This window comes from Streptomyces sp. NPDC041784, from assembly GCF_055591025.1.
In genome coordinates, this window is the sequence record NZ_JBVJAB010000056.1 from 15,935 (window position 1) to 29,888 (window position 13,954).

General features: G+C 70.8%; 13 protein-coding genes. 5 read left to right on the forward strand and 8 right to left on the reverse strand.

The window, feature by feature from the left end:
- Positions 1-57 precede the first annotated feature (57 nt).
- Entirely contained in the window at positions 58-1,032 is a 975-nt protein-coding gene (locus ACZ6D7_RS45725; protein ID WP_469504496.1) for a hypothetical protein, read from the forward strand.
- Positions 1,029-2,774, forward strand: coding sequence for a M16 family metallopeptidase (locus ACZ6D7_RS45730; protein ID WP_469504498.1), 1,746 nt, complete (start codon positions 1,029-1,031; stop codon positions 2,772-2,774). Before ACZ6D7_RS45725 ends, ACZ6D7_RS45730 begins: the two co-directional genes overlap by 4 nt.
- A 57-nt stretch (positions 2,775-2,831) precedes the next feature.
- Here ACZ6D7_RS45730 and glmS read toward each other — a convergent pair whose 3' ends face one another.
- Positions 2,832-4,679, reverse strand: coding sequence for a glutamine--fructose-6-phosphate transaminase (isomerizing) (gene glmS, locus ACZ6D7_RS45735; protein ID WP_469504500.1), 1,848 nt, complete (start codon positions 4,677-4,679; stop codon positions 2,832-2,834).
- A gap of 170 nt (positions 4,680-4,849) precedes the next feature.
- Here glmS and coaA point away from each other — a divergent pair, with 170 nt between their 5' ends.
- The gene (gene coaA / locus ACZ6D7_RS45740) at positions 4,850-5,818 is read left to right on the forward strand and encodes a type I pantothenate kinase (RefSeq protein WP_469504502.1); all 969 of its coding nucleotides are present in this window, start codon (positions 4,850-4,852) and stop codon (positions 5,816-5,818) included.
- Positions 5,819-5,834: 16 nt separating this feature from the next.
- Positions 5,835-6,773 (forward strand): DUF389 domain-containing protein, encoded by a 939-nt coding sequence (locus ACZ6D7_RS45745; protein ID WP_469504505.1) that lies wholly within the window; start codon positions 5,835-5,837, stop codon positions 6,771-6,773.
- 93 nt (positions 6,774-6,866) lie between these two features.
- Here ACZ6D7_RS45745 and glmM read toward each other — a convergent pair whose 3' ends face one another.
- The 4 genes from glmM to ACZ6D7_RS45765 form a co-directional block, all read right to left on the reverse strand.
- Positions 6,867-8,225 carry a phosphoglucosamine mutase gene (gene glmM, locus ACZ6D7_RS45750; protein WP_469504507.1) on the reverse strand — a complete coding sequence of 453 codons (1,359 nt, stop codon included), beginning with the start codon at positions 8,223-8,225 and terminating at the stop codon, positions 6,867-6,869.
- A 254-nt stretch (positions 8,226-8,479) separates the two neighbouring features.
- On the reverse strand, positions 8,480-9,001 hold the full coding sequence (rpsI, locus tag ACZ6D7_RS45755; protein WP_469504509.1) for a 30S ribosomal protein S9: 522 nt from the start codon (positions 8,999-9,001) through the stop codon (positions 8,480-8,482).
- A gap of 45 nt (positions 9,002-9,046) precedes the next feature.
- A complete protein-coding gene (gene rplM / locus ACZ6D7_RS45760; RefSeq protein WP_189718044.1) occupies positions 9,047-9,490 on the reverse strand; it encodes a 50S ribosomal protein L13 in 444 nt (147 codons plus the stop codon).
- Between the two features lie 182 nt (positions 9,491-9,672).
- Complete coding sequence (locus tag ACZ6D7_RS45765) at positions 9,673-10,914, reverse strand: glycosyltransferase family 87 protein (protein ID WP_469504512.1); 1,242 nt, start codon at positions 10,912-10,914, stop codon at positions 9,673-9,675.
- A 74-nt stretch (positions 10,915-10,988) separates the two neighbouring features.
- Between ACZ6D7_RS45765 and ACZ6D7_RS45770 the strand changes: the two genes are divergently transcribed.
- Positions 10,989-11,861 (forward strand): hypothetical protein, encoded by an 873-nt coding sequence (locus ACZ6D7_RS45770; protein ID WP_469504515.1) that lies wholly within the window; start codon positions 10,989-10,991, stop codon positions 11,859-11,861.
- 22 nt (positions 11,862-11,883) lie between these two features.
- Here ACZ6D7_RS45770 and truA read toward each other — a convergent pair whose 3' ends face one another.
- The 3 genes from truA to ACZ6D7_RS45785 form a co-directional block, all read right to left on the reverse strand.
- Positions 11,884-12,741, reverse strand: a complete 858-nt coding sequence (gene truA, locus ACZ6D7_RS45775) for a tRNA pseudouridine(38-40) synthase TruA (protein WP_469504518.1) — start codon at positions 12,739-12,741, stop codon at positions 11,884-11,886.
- Between the two features lie 83 nt (positions 12,742-12,824).
- Positions 12,825-13,322 (reverse strand): 50S ribosomal protein L17, encoded by a 498-nt coding sequence (gene rplQ, locus ACZ6D7_RS45780; protein ID WP_469504521.1) that lies wholly within the window; start codon positions 13,320-13,322, stop codon positions 12,825-12,827.
- Between the two features lie 176 nt (positions 13,323-13,498).
- A partial coding sequence (locus tag ACZ6D7_RS45785) for a DNA-directed RNA polymerase subunit alpha C-terminal domain-containing protein (protein WP_308437683.1) occupies positions 13,499-13,954 on the reverse strand: 456 nt, incomplete at its 5' end.

The following is a 13,954-nucleotide window of genomic DNA, read 5'->3' on the forward strand; positions in this document are numbered from 1 at the left end:
CTGCTAGCCTGCGGCGAACTTGATCACGACAGTGACGTGGCGCCAGGGGGCGGGGGAATGAGCAGTACCGGCGGCAGACCCATGGGCTCGGCAGGGCCGACCTTCGATCCGTTCGACAACACACCCGAGCTGGTGCCCTTGCGCAGCGCGGCCCGGGCGGGCCACTGGCCCGCCGTGCGCGCCTGGTTCGCGGAGCTGGACTCGGTGGAGAAGATCTCCACCGCCTCAGCCGTGCTCGCCGACATCGACGGCGTCGAAACGTTTCTGGAGCGGGCGGCCGCCGACCTCCCCGGTGACCCCCTGCCCCGCACCCTGCTCGCCGAGCGGTACATCCACATCGGCTGGGAGATCCGCAGCGGCGCCCGCGCCAACCATGTCTCGCGCGACCAGTTCGAGCAGTTCCACGCCTGGCTGCGCAAGGCCGAGCAGCTGCTGATCGAGGTCTGCGCCGAGCAGCCCGCGTACGCCCCCGCCTGGACGGCCCGGCTGCTGACCGCGCGCGGCCTGCAGCTGGGCCAGGCCGAGGCCCGCCGCCGCTTCGACCGGCTCTCCGCCCACCACCCGCACTTCTACCGCGCGCAGAGCCAGCTCCTCCAGCAGGTGTGCCCGAAGTGGGGCGGTTCCTGGGACGCGGCACACGGCTTCGCCCGGGAGTGCGCGACGTCCGCGCCGGACGGCACCAGCGCCGGCGCGATGGTCGCCCTCGCCCACATCGAGCACTGGCTGGACCTGGACGGCTCCGAACGCACCGCCTATCTGCGGGGCGTGCCGGTCCGCGACGACCTGCGCTTCGCCGCCCAGGTCTCCGTGCTGCACCGCTCCTACCGACCCGACTGGAACTCGGTCGGCGCGCACAGCGCGTTCGCGTTCGCCTTCTCCCTCGGCGGCCACCACGAGCTGGCGGCCCCGCACTTCGCCTTCCTCGGCGACCGGGCCTCCGAGTTCCCGTGGCAGTACGTGAGCAACCCGAGGGCCCGCTTCCTCACGTTCCGCGATTCCGCCCTGGAGACCCGAGGGAGCGACCACCGGTGACCACCGAACTCCACGGCCAGGACGGCCTGGCCGCCCTCGACGGCCTGCTCTCCCACACCACCGTCCAGGGCGTGCCCACCCTCTACGCCCCCGGGTCCGGCAACGAGATCACCGCCGGCCTCTTCTTCCGTGTGGGCCGCGCCGACGAGACCCTGGCCACCGCCGGGATCACCCACCTCGTCGAGCACCTCGCCCTGCACCGCCTCGGCCTGTCCGACCTGCACTACAACGGCGCGACGGCGAACGCGTACACCCTCTTCCACGTCACCGGCGGCGAGGAGGAGGTCGTCTCCTACCTCAACAGCGTCTGCGCGGGCCTGCGGGACCTGCCGATGGAGCGCCTGGAGACCGAGAAGGAGATCCTGCGCACCGAGGCGGCCGGCCGGGGCAGCGGCCCCCAGCACCAGATGCCACTGTGGCGGTACGGCGCCCAGGGCTACGGCCTGTCCAGCTACGCCGAGCTGGGCACCCGCGGCCTCACCCCCGACCAGGTACGTGACTGGGCCAAGACCCGCTTCACCCGGGACAACGCGGTCCTGTGGATCACCAGCGACCACGTCCCCGACGGCCTCGACCTCACCCTCCCGGAGGGCTCCCGCTTCCCGGCCCCCGCCCCCACCAGCGCCCTGCCCGTCACGCCCGCCTACATCCGCGGCGACGACGGCCATGTGGTCCTCACCTCCGTCGTACGCCGCTCCACCGCCGCCTCCGTCTACGCGGACGTCCTCGGCCGGGCACTCTTCCAGGACCTGCGCCAGGAGGGCGGCTTCTCCTACACGGCGGAGGCCGACTACACCCCGCGCGACGCCGACCACGCCACCCTCACCGCGTACGCCGACTCCCTTCCGCAGAAGCAGGACGCGGTGATCGGCGGCTTCGTCGACACCCTCGCCCGGCTGCGCGCGGGCCGCATCGAGCAGTCCGAACTGGACTCCGTACGCACCAAGCTCCTCAAGATGTACGACACCCCCGACCTGGGTGCCGCCTCGCTCCCCTCCTACGCGCTGAGCCTGCTGCTCGGCCACCGCATCCTCAGCCCCGACCAGCACCGGGCCGAGCTGAACGCGGTGACCCTCGCCGACCTGCGCGAGGTCGCCCGCGAGGTGTGGGACGGCGCGCTGCTCCAGGTCCCCGGCCGGGGCGTCGACTGGGCGGGGTTCACCCTCGCCCCGCAGTTCTCCCCGGACGCCGTCACCGGCACCCGCCACGTGTCCCTGGAGGACGACGAGGTCACGCTGGTGATCGGCGCCGAGGGCGTGAGCCTGGTGACACCGAGGGGCCCGGTCACCGTCCGCTTCGACGCCGTCTCGGCGATGACCACCCGGCCCGACGGCGCCCGCGCCCTCACCGGCCACGACGGGTTCTCGGTCACCGTCGAACCGACCCTGTACAAGGGGGTCACCCCGGAGCGGATCGCGGCGCTCGACGCCGGCGTCCCGGCGGCCGCGGTGGTCCGGATGCCGGCCCGCGCCGACGACGAGATACCCCGGCCCCGCAAGCGCGAGAAGCCGCCCCGCGAGCGGCGCGTGAGACCGGCCGCCTGGGGCTGGACGGCGCTCCTCGTCCTGCTGGGCGTGCTGGCCGCCGTCTGGCCGGTGATCTGCGGGTACCTCATCGTCGAGCGGATCGAGGAGGACCGCATACCTCCCCTGCACGGCATGTTCGGCATGGGTGTCCTGGAGTTCGCGCTGATCCGCTGGGCCCGCTCGGTGAACCGGCGCCGCCGGGACGCCCGCGGCTGACCGAAGGGGGCCGCCCCGCGCCGGGACGGCCCCCGCCTCACTCCACGGTCACGGACCTCACTCCACGGTCACGGACTTGGCCAGGTTCCGGGGCTGATCCACCTCGTTGCCCCGCGCCGTCGCCAGCTCGCAGGCGAACACCTGCAACGGCACCGTCGCCACCAGCGGCTGCAACAGCGTCGGCGTCACCGGCACCCACACCAGATGGTCGGCGTACGGCACCACCGCCTCGTCGCCCTCCTCCGCGATCACGATCGTGCGGGCCCCCCGCGCCCGGATCTCCTGGATGTTGGACACGATCTTGTCGTGCAGGACGGACCGCCCCCGGGGCGACGGCACGACCACGACGACCGGCAGATCGTCCTCGATGAGCGCGATCGGCCCGTGCTTCAGCTCCCCCGCGGCGAACCCCTCCGCGTGCATGTACGCCAGCTCCTTCAGCTTCAGCGCACCCTCCAGCGCCACCGGATACCCCACGTGCCGGCCGAGGAACAGCACGGTCTTCTTGTCGGCCAGCGACCGCGCCAGCTCCCGCACCGGCTCCATGGTCTCCAGCACCCGCTCGACCGACCCGGAGATCCGCGCGAGGTCCCGGATGACGGCGGAGATCTCGTCCCCCCACTTGGTGCCGCGCACCTGCCCCAGATACAGGGCGACGAGGTAGCAGGCCACCAGCTGCGTCAGGAACGCCTTCGTGGACGCGACCGCCACCTCGGGCCCGGCGTGCGTGTACAGCACGGCGTCCGACTCGCGCGGAATCGTCGACCCGTTGGTGTTGCAGATGGCGAGCACCTTCGACCCCTGCTCCCGGGCGTGCCGCAGCGCCATCAGCGTGTCCATGGTCTCGCCGGACTGGGAGATGGCGATGACCAGCGACCGCGAGTCCAGGATCGGGTCCCGGTAGCGGAACTCGCTCGCCAGCTCCACCTCGCACGGGATGCGCGTCCAGTGCTCGATGGCGTACTTGGCGATGAGCCCCGCGTGGAAGGCCGTACCGCAGGCGACGATGACGACCTTGTCGACCTTCCGCAGCTCGGAGGCGCTGATCCGCACCTCGTCCAGGGTCAGCGAGCCCGAGACGTCGATCCGCCCGAGCAGGGTGTCGGCGACCGCCTTGGGCTGCTCGGCGATCTCCTTGAGCATGAAGTAGTCGTAGCCGCCCTTCTCCGCCGCCGACGCGTCCCAGTCGACGTGGTACGAGCGGACGTCGGCCGGGCGTCCGTCGAAGCCGGTGACCGTCACCCCGTCCCGCCGCAGCTCCACGACCTGGTCCTGCCCCAGCTCGATCGCCGACCGCGTGTGGGCGATGAACGCGGCGACGTCGGAGGCGAGGAAGGCCTCGCCCTCTCCGACACCGACCACGAGCGGCGAGTTCCGGCGCGCCCCGACGACCACGTCCGGCTCGTCGGCGTGCACCGCGACCAGCGTGAACGCCCCCTCCAGCCGCCGGCACACCAGCCGCATGGACTCGGCGAGATCGGCCGTCACCGAGAACTCCTCGGCGAGCAGATGGGCGACCACCTCGGTGTCGGTCTCGGAGAGCAGCTCGTGCCCCCGCTCGGCCAGCTCGGCCCGCAGCACGGCGAAGTTCTCGATGATCCCGTTGTGGACGACGGCGACGCGACCCGCGTTGTCGAGGTGCGGATGCGCGTTGGCGTCCGTCGGCCCTCCGTGCGTGGCCCACCGGGTGTGACCGATGCCGGTCGTCCCGGTCGGCAACGGCCGCTCGCTCAGCTCCTTCTCCAGATTGACGAGCTTGCCCGCTCTCTTCGCGGCGGCGAGCCCGCCGTCCGCCGGGACGGCGACACCCGCCGAGTCGTACCCCCGGTACTCCAGTCGCTTCAGCCCGGCCATGACGACCTCGAGCGCCGACTGAGACCCCACGTATCCCACGATTCCGCACATGCGCGGCAGCCTACGGCCGACGAGCGCCCCGAAAGAGCCTTCACGTGCCCGAATTCGGAAATTCCCACGGGGGTACGAAGGCCCACCCATGGACCGGTACGTGACGGACCCCACCCGCCATCCCGTTCAAACTCCGTTAACAATGGACTGTGATCTCTCCGGTCTCCTCGATGCCCCGGAGCGCCCACCGGCACAGGCCGGAGGCGACTCCCTACGTCGACCTCACCCGCCCCGAGTGGAGCGCGCTGCGTGAGAAGACGCCGCTGCCGCTGACCGCCGAGGAGGTCGAGCGCCTGCGCGGCCTGGGTGACGTCATCGACCTCGACGAGGTCCGCGACATCTATCTGCCGCTGTCCCGGCTCCTCAACCTCTACATCGGCGCCACGGACGGCCTGCGGGGCGCGCTCAACACCTTCCTCGGCGAACAGGGCTCCCAGTCGGGCACCCCCTTCGTCATAGGGGTCGCCGGCTCCGTGGCCGTCGGCAAGTCCACGGTCGCCCGGCTCCTCCAGGCCCTGCTCTCCCGCTGGCCGGAGCACCCGCGCGTCGAGCTGGTCACCACCGACGGTTTCCTCCTGCCCACCCGGGAGCTGGAGGCCCGCGGCCTGATGTCGCGGAAAGGTTTCCCCGAGTCCTACGACCGCCGCGCCCTGACCCGCTTCGTCGCCGACATCAAGGCGGGCAAGGACGAGGTCACCGCCCCCGTCTACTCCCACCTGATCTACGACATCGTCCCCGGCGAGAAGCTCACCGTGCGCCGCCCCGACATCCTGATCGTCGAGGGCCTGAACGTCCTCCAGCCCGCCCTCCCCGGCAACGACGGCCGCACCCGCGTCGGCCTCGCCGACTACTTCGACTTCAGCGTGTACGTCGACGCGCGCACCGAGGACATCGAGCGCTGGTACCTCAACCGCTTCCGCAAGCTGCGCGACACGGCCTTCCAGGACCCGAACTCGTACTTCACGAAGTACACCCAGGTCTCCGAGGACGAGGCCCTGGACTACGCCCGCACGATGTGGCGCACCATCAACAAGCCCAACCTGGTGGAGAACATCGCCCCCACCCGCGGCCGGGCCACCCTGGTCGTCCGCAAGGGCCCCGACCACAAGGTGCAGCGCCTGAGCCTGCGCAAACTGTGACGGCTACGCTGCCGCCATGCTGCATCTGCGCCTGATCACGCCGCCGGAGAAGACCGACGACGTGGTCCGCCTGATCGAGAACACCGTCGGCACCGCCCACCTGGTGGTGCTGCCGGGGACGGCCCGGAACCCCTCCGGTGACGTCGTCCTGTGCGACGTCGCCCGCGAGGCCGGTGACGAACTCCTCACCGGGCTCCAGGACCTGGACCTGGAGCGGACCGGCTCGATCGCGGTGGAGAACATCGACCTCTCGCTGTCCCTGCGGGCCGACAAGGCCGAGGCGGAGGCCCCGGGCGAGGGTGCCGACGCGGTCCTGTGGGAGCACCTCACGGACGCCACCCACGAGGAGTCGACGCTCTCCGTCACCTACGTCGCGTTCATCACGCTGGCCACGATGATCGCGGCCTGCGGTGTGGTCCTCGACAACGCGGTCCTGATCGTGGGGGCCATGGCGGTGGGCCCGGAGTTCGGACCGCTGGCCGGTGTCTGCACGGCGATCGTGCAGCGCGCGCCACGGCTGGCGGCCCGTTCCCTGTCCGCCCTGCTGGTGGGCTTCGCGGTGGCGATGGCGGTGACGGCGGGCTTCAGCCTCTTCATGGACGCCGTGGGCCTGTTCACCCAGGAGCAGCTGGAGGCGGACCGTCCGAACACGGGCTTCATCTACGCCCCGGACTGGTTCTCCTTCGTCGTGGCCGTCCTGGCCGGAGCCGCGGGCACCCTCTCGCTCACCTCGGCGAAGTCGGGAGCCCTGGTCGGCGTCGCCATCTCGGTCACCACGGTCCCGGCAGCGGCCAACGCGGCGGTGGCCCTCAGCTACGGCGACACCGGGCAGACCTGGGGCTCGACGGAACAGCTCCTGCTGAACCTGCTCGGCATCGTCCTGGCCGGCACACTGACCCTCCTGACCCAGAAGTGGCTCTGGGCGAAACAACGGGGACGTGTCAGCGCGGAGTAGGGGAGCCCGCCTTCAGGGGCGCGGGGAACTGCGCGACCGGCCACGACGAAGCCGCGGCCCGCATCCCACAGATCCCCCCACCCCGCTCCGCGCCTAACCCAGCGCGGACTTCACCACATCGGCCAGCCGCCCGGCGACGGACCGGGCCTGATCGATGTCGGCCGCCTCGACCATCACCCGCACCAGCGGCTCGGTCCCGGAAGGCCGCAGCAGCACCCGCCCGGTCGCCCCCAGCTCCCGCTCCGCGTCGGCGACGGCGGCCGCGAGCTCCGCCGACTCCCCGACCCGGGACCGGTCCACATCCGGCACATTGATCAGCACCTGCGGCAGCCGCTCCATCACGGACACCAGCTCCCGCAGCGACCGCCCGGTCTGCGCGACCCGTGCCGCCAGCATGAGCCCGGTCAGCGTCCCGTCACCCGTGGTCGCGTGATCGAGAATGATCACGTGCCCGGACTGCTCGCCGCCCAGCGCGTACCCATGCTCCTTCATCTCCTCCAGCACGTACCGGTCACCGACCGCCGCCTGGACGAGATGGATCCCCTCCCGCTCCATGGCGAGCTTGAACCCGAGGTTGGACATCACGGTCGCGACCACCGTGTCGGACCGCAGCACCCCGCGCTCCCGCATGGAAAGGGCCAGCACGGAGAGGATCTGGTCCCCGTCGATCTCCTCGCCACCGTGGTCCACGGCGAGGCAGCGGTCCGCGTCCCCGTCGTGCGCGATACCGAGGTCGGCCCCGTGCTCGACCACGGCCGCCTTCAGCTTGTCCAGATGCGTCGACCCGCACCCGTCGTTGATGTTCAGCCCGTCCGGCTCGGCCCCGATCGTGACGACCTCGGCCCCGGCCCGCGCGAACGCCTCCGGCGACACCCACGCCGCCGCACCGTGCGCCTCGTCCAGGACGATCCTCAGCCCGTCGAGCCGGTTCGGGAGGACGGCGATGAGGTGCGCGACGTAGCGGTCGAACCCCTCGTCGTAGGAGCGCACCCGTCCGACCCCGGACCCGGTCGGCCGCTGCCACGGCTCACCGCGCCGGTGCTCCTCGAACACGTGCTCGATCCTGTCCTCCAGCTCGTCGGCGAGCTTGTGGCCGCCGCGGGCGAAGAACTTGATCCCGTTGTCGGGCATGGCGTTGTGGCTCGCGGAGAGCATCACGCCGAGGTCGGCGCCGAGCACACCGGTGAGATAGGCCACGGCGGGCGTCGGCAGCACGCCGACCTTCAGCACGTCCACGCCGGCGCTCGCCAGGCCGGCCACCACGGCGGCCTCCAGGAACTCCCCGGACGCGCGCGGGTCCCGGCCCACGACAGCCACCGGCCGGTGACCCTCGAAGGTGCCCGCCTCGGCCAGCACGTGCGCCGCGGCCACGGACAGACCGAGGGCCATCTCGGCCGTCAGATCCGCGTTGGCGACACCGCGCACGCCGTCCGTGCCGAAGAGTCGTCCCACTTGTCCTCCTGAGGAAGCGTCAGTTTCAAAGGCAGTGCGGCCGCGTTCGATGTCGGAGCGGCTCCCGCATCCCAGGCATTTGATGCCCTGAACATCCGATCACACAAGCCTTTGAGCACCTTGTGCCGTTATACGCCCACGGCTGCGAGAAAACGAACGCCCCGACGGCACAATGGCGTGCCGCCGGGGCGTTCGGAGTACGTGGGGAGCGAGCCAGGAGGCTCGCTCCGATACGTACGAGCAGGCAGCGAAGCTTAGCGCTTGCTGTACTGCGGGGCCTTGCGGGCCTTCTTGAGACCGGCCTTCTTGCGCTCGACCGCACGGTCGTCGCGGCGGAGGAAGCCGGCCTTCTTGAGCGCGCCGCGGTTGTTGTCGACGTCGGCCTCGTTCAGCGCACGGGCGACACCGAGACGGAGCGCACCGGCCTGACCGGAGACACCGCCACCCGCGATGCGGGCGATGACGTCGTAGCGGCCCTCGAGCTCGAGCACCTTGAAGGGCTCGTTGACTTCCTGCTGGTGCACCTTGTTCGGGAAGTAGTCCTCGAGGGTGCGACCGTTGATCTTCCACTTGCCGGTGCCCGGGACGATCCGGACGCGGGCGATGGCGTTCTTGCGACGGCCCAGGCCGGCGGCCGGCTGCGGCTCGCCGAAGCGGGAGGCCAGCGACTCAGAGGTGTACTCGCCCTCGACGGGGACCTCGGACTCGGTGGTGTAGCTGTCGATGTCGACGAGCTCGGTCTCTTCGAGCGGCTGCTCGGCAGTGGTCTCAGCCACGGTGATTCCTCAGACTCTCTTTGGCTTGGTTTGGTCTGGCCGGTGTTACTGCGCGACCTGGGTGATCTCGAACGGCTGCGGCTGCTGCGCGCCGTGCGGGTGCTGGTCACCCTTGTAGACCTTCAGCTTCGAGAGCATCTGACGGCCCAGCGTGTTCTTCGGGAGCATGCCCTTGACGGCCTTCTCGATGGCCTTCTCGGGGTTCTTGTCCAGCAGCTCGTCGTAGCGGACGGAGCGCAGACCACCCGGGTAGCCGGAGTGGCGGTACGCCATCTTCTGGGTCCGCTTGTTGCCGGACAGGTGCACCTTGTCGGCGTTGATGATGATGACGAAGTCACCGGTGTCGACGTGAGGGGCGTAGATCGGCTTGTGCTTGCCACGCAGGATGGAGGCGGCAGTGCTCGCGAGACGGCCCAGGACGATGTCCTGAGCGTCGATGACGTGCCACTGGCGCGTCACATCGCCGGGCTTGGGGCTGTACGTACGCACGGTTCGTAGCCTTCGCTTCTTCAGTGAATGGTCCTGACAGGCTCACCGAAGACGATCACGACAGCCCTGACCGCACTGCGGTGACGCATACCGCGTGCAGGTCGCTGGTCATCGGCCCGGTGGACCGGTGTAAGGGCCCGTCCCGTGAGAATGAGCAAGCCAATACACAACGAACAAGCAGCTTACCGGGGTGACCCGGAAGGGTCAAAACGGCGCCGTCTCACGACCGCTTCTCGGCTCGTTCCTGGGCCCGACGAAGATCCCGGACCACGCCCCTGACCGCCCCGCACCCGGCCCCCCGCCCCGTGCGCGGCCACCGTCGCCGCCAGCACACACAGCGTGAACGCGTCCTTGAACGCCCGCCGCCGCACCGGCTCCAGATACGGCCAGACCAGCCCCGGGACCTGCGGCACCAGCGCCACCCAGAACCACGGCCGGCGCGCCACCGAGCCCGCGTACGGCAGCCCGGCGAGCAGCAGCGGCATCACCACCAGCAGATAGTGGTCGTACGACGGCCTGGACACCAGGAACGCCGACAGCATCAGCCCCGCGGCGGTCTCCGCCGGCCGCAGCGGCCCGGGGTCCGCCCGCCGCCAGCGCAGATACGCGCACCCCACCCCCGCGGCGGACGCCACCAGCGCCAGCCCCTGAGCGACGGGCCCGGGCACCCCCAGCCGGGGCAGCACCGCGGCCGGAGAGGCCTCGTAGAGCCGTACGAAGGCGTCGTGGCCGCTCAGCAGGAACGGCAGGGTCCGGGTGAGGAAGCCGGCCGGGTCGGGCAGCAGCAGCGCGCAGAACCCGGAGACGGCGGCCGGCACCAGCAGCAGCACGGCCAGGGCCCGCCACCGGCGGGCGAAGACGAACAGCAGCGCCAGCGGGGCCAGCAGCGGCTTCAGCGCCAGCGCCAGACCGATCAGCGCGCCCGCCGCCACCCACCGGCCCCGGCTCACCAGCAGCAGCCCCAGCGGCAGCGCGAGCACCGCCGTCACCGTCCAGTTCCCCAGCAGCACGAGGTGGCCGAAGGGCGCGAAGCCCACCGAGAGTCCCGCGAGGCCGAGCACCGCGAACCGGCTGCGCAGGACGATCCCGTGCATGCGCAGCGCGCACGCCCAGCCGCCCGCCAGGCAGACCGTCACCACCGTCGGCACCAGCACGCGCAGCGCGATCGGCGGGAGCAGGGTCTGCGGGGCGGCCGCCACGACCGCGCTCGGCAGGTACAGGAAGTGCGCGTCGTCGTACGGGGAGCCGCCCGCCAGCCAGAGCCGCGCCGCCCCCACCACGATCGCGTTGTCCATCCCGCCGTCCGGGGTGGCCCGCGCCACATGTCCCGCCATCGCGCCCAGCACCGCCACCAGACCCAGCCACAACGGCCAGGGAGAACGCTGTACCAACCATCCGGAGATATCGCTTTTGCCCGTACTCATCCACCGAACGCTAGGGGCAGGGGAGCCTGTTGAGGCGGAACAGCACACCTCTGGCCCCGTCTAAGATGCGGCCCATGAGCTATGGGCAGGGGGGACCTCCGTCCCAGTGGGATCCGTGGAAACCGAACTCCCAGCAGCCGTGGACCGGTGACAGCGACGGCGCGTCCCCGGACTGGGCCGCGCTGGCCGAGGCGTCCGAGACACGCAACAAACGCAAGCGGGTGTTCCTCATAGGCGGCGGCGTGCTCGCCACGCTCGGGATCGGCACGGCCGTCGCGATGGGCGTGGTGTCCGCCGGCGACGACGAGGCCAACCGGCCGACGTCCTCGCTGCCCGCGAGCGCCGATCTGCCGAGCGCGTCCGGCACGCCGTCCTTCGCGCCGACCAGCGCCCCACCGCCGCTGGACCCGAAGGACTTCGTCTCCAGCAAGGCCAAGGACAAGGCCCCCATCAGCCCGGACCTCCTCTTCCCCGGCACGCAGCTCACCATGGGCTCCAACGTGTACAAGAAGGGTCCGGCGGCCGACTCCACGACCTGCGCCACGGGCGTCCAGGGCACCCTGCCCAAGGTGCTCACCGCCAACGACTGCACGCGTCTGCTGCGGGTCACCTACACCAAGGGCGACATCGCGGTGACGGTCGGCGTGGCGATCTTCGACACCGAGGCCCAGGCGCTGAAGGTGAAGAGCCAGTCCGACAGCAAGAGCATCGTCAAGGCCCTCACCGGCAGCGGCGTCAAGGCGTTCTGCAACGGCGCGATCTGCCGCTCGACGACCAACTCCTACGGCCGCTACGCCTACTTCACGATCACGGGCTTCACCAACGGCAAGAGCGTGACCACGAAGGACACGGCGGTCTTCACGACCGGCGACGACCTCGCCGAGTCCGCCTTCCAGCAGATCCGCCGCCGCGGCGAGACCCAGGCCTCCGCCGCCGCGAACGGCTGATCCGCGCCACCCGGGGGCCGGCTCAGCAGCAGCCGGCCCCGGGCAGCGTCCGCTTGTTCCGCGCCTCCTTGCTGCGCGCGGCGAGCAGCTCGTCGGCCGGGTAGCCGACCTCCTCCAGCGTCAGCCCGTGCGGCCGTACGACATGGACGGCCGAGTCCCGCACGCCCGCGGCCAGCACCTTCCCCGGCCACTCGGGCCCCCGGTGGCCGTCCCCCACGAACAGCAGCGCCCCGATGAGCGAGCGCACCATGTTGTGGCAGAAGGCGTCGGCCCGGACGGTCGCGGTGATGATCCCGTCGTCGCCCTTGGCCAGGCTCAACTCCTGGAGCGTACGAATGGTCGTCGCGCCCTCGCGCTTCTTGCAGTACGCGGCGAAGTCGTGCTCGCCGAGCAGGTGCCGGGCCGCCTCGTTCATGGCGTCCACGTCGAGCGGCCAGTCGTGCCACAGGACGTGGTTGCGCAGCAGCGGGTCGACACCCCCCGGGTTGTCGGTGACCCGGTAGGCGTACCGCCGCCAGACGGCCGAGAACCGCGCGTTGAAGCCGCTCGGCGCCTCGCGCAGGGCCCAGACCCGCACATCCCTCGGCAGACGTCCGGCGAGCCGCTTCAGCAGCTTCTCGTGATGCTCACGCCAGATCGCCTCCGGCAGATCGACATGGGCGACCTGCCCCCGCGCGTGCACCCCGGCGTCCGTCCGCCCGGCCACGGTCAGCTCGTACGTCGTATCCCGCGACCGGGTGACGGTCCGCAGCGCGTCCTCGATCTCCCCCTGCACGGTCCGCCGTCCGCCGGCCTGCTTGGCCCACCCGGAGAACTCGGTCCCGTCGTAGGAAAGGTCCAGCCGCACGCGGACGTACCCAGGCTGTACTTCATCACTCACGTGCAGATCCTCTCAGGTACGAGAAAGCGGGCCCGCTCCTGAAAGGAACGGACCCGCCGACACCCCGAAGGGGCGCAGAACGCTTACGCGTCCTTCGACTCCTCGGCAGCCTCGGTCGACTCGACCTCGGTCTCCTCGGCCTTGACCTCAGCAGCAGCCTCGGTGTCCTTGGCGGCACGCTTGGTCGCGGCCTCGGCCTCACCGGTCGCCTGCTGCGCCACCGTCAGCGCCTCGACCAGCTCGATGACGGCCATGGGCGCGTTGTCGCCACGGCGGTTACCGATCTTGGTGATGCGGGTGTAGCCACCCGGACGGTTCTCGTAGCGCGGGCCGATCTCGGTGAAGAGCGTGTGGACGACGCTCTTGTCCGTGATCACCTGGAGCACCTGACGGCGGTTGTGAAGGTCGCCCTTCTTCGCCTTGGTGACCAGACGCTCGGCGTACGGACGCAGCTTGCGCGCCTTCGCCTCGGTGGTGGTGATACGGCCGTGCTCGAAGAGGCTCTTCGCGAGGTTCGCGAGAAGCAGCTTCTCGTGCGCGGCGCTGCCGCCCAGACGGGCACCCTTGGTGGGCTTCGGCATGATTCTTCTCCTGTGTGTCTGCCCCGGCCGTATCAGGTACCGAGGTCAGTATCCGAGCGGGCGGACGCCCGTCGGAGATCCAGATGCCCCCGAAGGGGCATCTGGAAGGGGCGCGGGGAACTGCGCGACCAGCCACAACCGGCCGGCGGACGCAGTACAGCCTCCCCGCGGAACGCTTAGTACTGCTCGGTCTCGACGAACCCGGCGTCCGCGTCGTCGTCGGCGCCGAAGGCGTCGGCGGCAGCGGTCGGGTCGAATCCGGGCGGGCTGTCCTTCAGGGCCAGGCCCATGCCGGCCAGCTTCGCCTTGACCTCGTCGATCGACTTCGCACCGAAGTTGCGGATGTCGAGCAGGTCCGCCTCGCTGCGCGCGACCAGCTCACCCACGGAGTGGATGCCCTCACGCTTGAGGCAGTTGTACGACCGAACGGTGAGCTCCAGCTCCTCGATCGGCAGCGCCAGATCAGCGGCGAGCGCGGCGTCCGTCGGGGACGGACCCATGTCGATGCCCTCGGCGTCGATGTTCAGCTCGCGCGCGAGACCGAACAGCTCGACCAGGGTCTTACCGGCGGAGGCCATGGCGTCACGCGGACGCATCGCCTGCTTGGTCTCGACGTCGACGATCAGCTTGTC

Excerpts from the sequence above, each read along its gene's own strand:
- ACZ6D7_RS45725 (WP_469504496.1), top strand. The coding sequence starts at position 58 with ATGAGCAGTACCGGCGGCAGACCCATGGGCTCGGCAGGGCCGACCTTC.
- glmS (WP_469504500.1), bottom strand. The coding sequence starts at position 4,679 with ATGTGCGGAATCGTGGGATACGTGGGGTCTCAGTCGGCGCTCGAGGTC.
- coaA (WP_469504502.1), top strand. The coding sequence starts at position 4,850 with ATGCCCCGGAGCGCCCACCGGCACAGGCCGGAGGCGACTCCCTACGTC.
- ACZ6D7_RS45745 (WP_469504505.1), top strand. The coding sequence starts at position 5,835 with ATGCTGCATCTGCGCCTGATCACGCCGCCGGAGAAGACCGACGACGTG.
- ACZ6D7_RS45765 (WP_469504512.1), bottom strand. The coding sequence starts at position 10,914 with ATGAGTACGGGCAAAAGCGATATCTCCGGATGGTTGGTACAGCGTTCT.
- ACZ6D7_RS45770 (WP_469504515.1), top strand. The coding sequence starts at position 10,989 with ATGAGCTATGGGCAGGGGGGACCTCCGTCCCAGTGGGATCCGTGGAAA.
- rplQ (WP_469504521.1), bottom strand. The coding sequence starts at position 13,322 with ATGCCGAAGCCCACCAAGGGTGCCCGTCTGGGCGGCAGCGCCGCGCAC.